Below are 2,442 nucleotides of genomic sequence, written 5' to 3'. Positions count from 1 at the left end.
GCCGAACCTCCATCTCAGGTTCGGGGCATTGATTCAGAGATCGGTCGCCGTGGGAATCCTCTTCGTGAGTCAGGAACCGCGCACGTTGGTATCAGTCACGCATCTCAACCAGGTGGAGCTGGCGGCTCGATGGAAGATCAGCCCGCGCACTTTGGAGCGCTGGCGTTGGACCGGTGAGGGCCCCGCCTTCATCAAGATCGGCGGCCGGGTCGTGTACCGGCTCGAGGATGTCGAGGCCTACGAGGCCAACCGGCACTGCTCGAGCACGGCCGACAAGCCCGCCGTGGAGCTGGCGTGAGGGGGCGGCCATGACGATCCGCAACCGCATCATCCTCGACGACCTTCTCACCCTGCCGGTCGGCGAGATCGCCGCGCTGCCGGGCGACCAGCTGGCGCTCCTGAAGCAGGACGCAGACGAGCGGCTACGCGCTGCCAAGAACCTCAGCGACTGGCTCGATGGCGCTATCGCGCTGAAGTACGGCGACGACGCGCACAAAGCTCGCCGCGCGGAAGGCAAGGACACGGGCACTGTCCGGCTGCAGGACGGCCCGGTCACCGTGGTTGCGGAGCTGCCGAAGCGCGTCGACTGGGACCAGGCGATGCTCGCCGGTCTGGTCGAGCGCATCCGGGCGGATGACGCCGATCCCGCCGAGTACGTGGACATCGCGCTCAGCGTGCGCGAGCGCAAGTACACCGCCTGGCCCAAGGACATTCGCCAGGAGTTCGAGCCCGCGCGCACGGTCCGCACCGGCAAGCCCAAGTTCCGGCTGCTGCTCGGTGAGGAGGTGCGCTGATGGCCATCTCGCTCGCATCCCTGCAAACCTCGACGGCTCTGCGCCCGCCGCGCGTGCTGATCCATGGCGTCGCCGGCATCGGCAAGTCCACCTTCGCCGCGTCCGCCGACGCGCCGGTGTTCGTCCTCACCGAGGATGGCCTCGGCAAGCTCCAGGTGCCGCACTTCCCGCTGGCGACGAGCTACGCCGAGGTCGCCGAGGCGCTCGACGCCCTGCTCGACGAGGACCATGCCTATTCGACGGTGGTCGTCGACAGCGTGGACTGGCTGGAGCCGCTGATTTGGGCCGAGGCCTGCCGGCGCAACGGCTGGCAGTCGATCGAAAGCCCCGGCTTCGGCAAGGGTTATGCCGAGGCGCTGACCATCTGGCGCGAGTACATCGACCGGCTGAACGCACTCCGCGACCGCAAGGGCATGGCGGTCATCCAGATCGCCCACACCGACGTCAGGCGCTTCGACAGTCCCGAGCACGAACCCTACGACCGCTACGTGATCAAGCTGCAGGCCCGCGCGTCCGCGCTGCTGCAGGAGCACTCGGACGTGGTGCTCTTTGCGAACTACCGGATCTCGGTGGCGAAGTCCGACGTCGGCTTCAACAAGAAGGTCGCCCGGGCGCTCGGGTCCGGCGTGCGCGTGATGCACACCGAGGAGCGCCCCGCCTTCCTCGCCAAGAACCGCTACGGCCTGCCGGAAACCCTCCCGCTCGAGTGGTCCGAGTTCCTGGCCGCCATGCCCCAATCCGCCTGATTACGACTGAAAGGACAGCACGATGGCACGTTTCGACACCGCCTTTGACGCCACCGGCATCGAGCCCTCCACCGCCTACGAGATCCTGCCCGCCGGCAGGTACCGCGCCCAGATCGTCGAGAGCGAGATGCGCGTCACCAGGAACGGCATGGGCCAGTATCTCTGGCTGATGCTCGACATCCTCGAGGGCCCGCACAAGGGCCGCAAGATCTTCGACCAGCTGAACCTCGTGAACGCCAACCCGACCACGGTCGAGATCGCGCAGCGCACGCTGTCGGCGATCTGCCACGCCACGGGCAAGCTGCAGGTGAACGACAGCGAGGAGCTGCACCTGATCCCGATGACGACCCAGGTCGGCGTGAAGCCCCCGAAGGATGGCTACGGCGAGCGCAACACGATCCGCAACATGGTGCCGGAGGCCCCGGCGCAGGCGACCCCGCCCAAGCCCGCCGCGACGCAGCCGGTCAGCGCGCCCGCCCGCCCGGCCACCGCGCCCAGGAGCGCCAAGAGCTGACGCCCTCGGCCATCGCGTGTTCTCTTAACCTTCTTGACTGACGAATGACATGACGGTTTCGATGGGCCGTCTGCCCTGGTTTCGGTAGCCCAGATGCGGGCGCTCGGTATTGTAGTGCACCAGCCAGGCGTCGAGATCGGCCTGCAGCGCTTCCACGGTCTCGTAAAATGTCTCGCGCATCTTCACCCGGAAGAACTCGTCCAGCACGGTGCGGCTGAAGCGCTCGACGAAGCCGTTGGTCTTGGGGCTGCGCACCTTGGTGCGGCGGTGCTCGATCCCGTTGAGGTCGAGGTATACCAACGTGCACGGATCAGGACCCATGCGCCCAGTCGCGCATGCCGATCGTCATGATGCGCCACGGCTGGTCCACGAGCTTGTTCCATGCTTG

General features: G+C 67.0%; 4 protein-coding genes and 1 pseudogene. 4 read left to right on the top strand and 1 reads right to left on the bottom strand.

Annotated elements, in window-relative coordinates; genetic code table 11:
• The 4 genes from LY05_RS14975 to LY05_RS14960 form a co-directional block, all read left to right on the top strand.
• On the top strand, positions 1–298 hold a 298-nt coding region (locus LY05_RS14975; protein ID WP_249041968.1), incomplete at its 5' end, for a helix-turn-helix transcriptional regulator.
• 10 nt (positions 299–308) lie between these two features.
• Positions 309–794 (top strand): hypothetical protein, encoded by a 486-nt coding sequence (locus LY05_RS14970; protein ID WP_148923704.1) that lies wholly within the window; start codon positions 309–311, stop codon positions 792–794.
• Positions 794–1,540 carry an ATP-binding protein gene (locus tag LY05_RS14965; RefSeq protein WP_148923703.1) on the top strand — a complete coding sequence of 249 codons (747 nt, stop codon included), beginning with the start codon at positions 794–796 and terminating at the stop codon, positions 1,538–1,540. The genes LY05_RS14970 and LY05_RS14965 overlap by 1 nt, the downstream gene beginning before the upstream one ends.
• A 22-nt stretch (positions 1,541–1,562) precedes the next feature.
• The gene (locus LY05_RS14960) at positions 1,563–2,054 is read left to right on the top strand and encodes a DUF669 domain-containing protein (protein ID WP_148923702.1); all 492 of its coding nucleotides are present in this window, start codon (positions 1,563–1,565) and stop codon (positions 2,052–2,054) included.
• 24 nt (positions 2,055–2,078) lie between these two features.
• On the opposite strand, the pseudogene LY05_RS14955 reads toward LY05_RS14960, so the two are convergent.
• Positions 2,079–2,351: pseudogene (locus LY05_RS14955) on the bottom strand (integrase core domain-containing protein); the annotation flags it as partial.
• Between the last annotated feature and the right edge of the window lie 91 nt (positions 2,352–2,442).

It is taken from the genome of Oceanicella actignis, from assembly GCF_008124525.1.
GTDB classification, from domain to species: Bacteria; Pseudomonadota; Alphaproteobacteria; order Rhodobacterales; family Rhodobacteraceae; genus Oceanicella; species Oceanicella actignis.
This window is presented reverse-complemented; position numbering and strand designations above follow the sequence as displayed.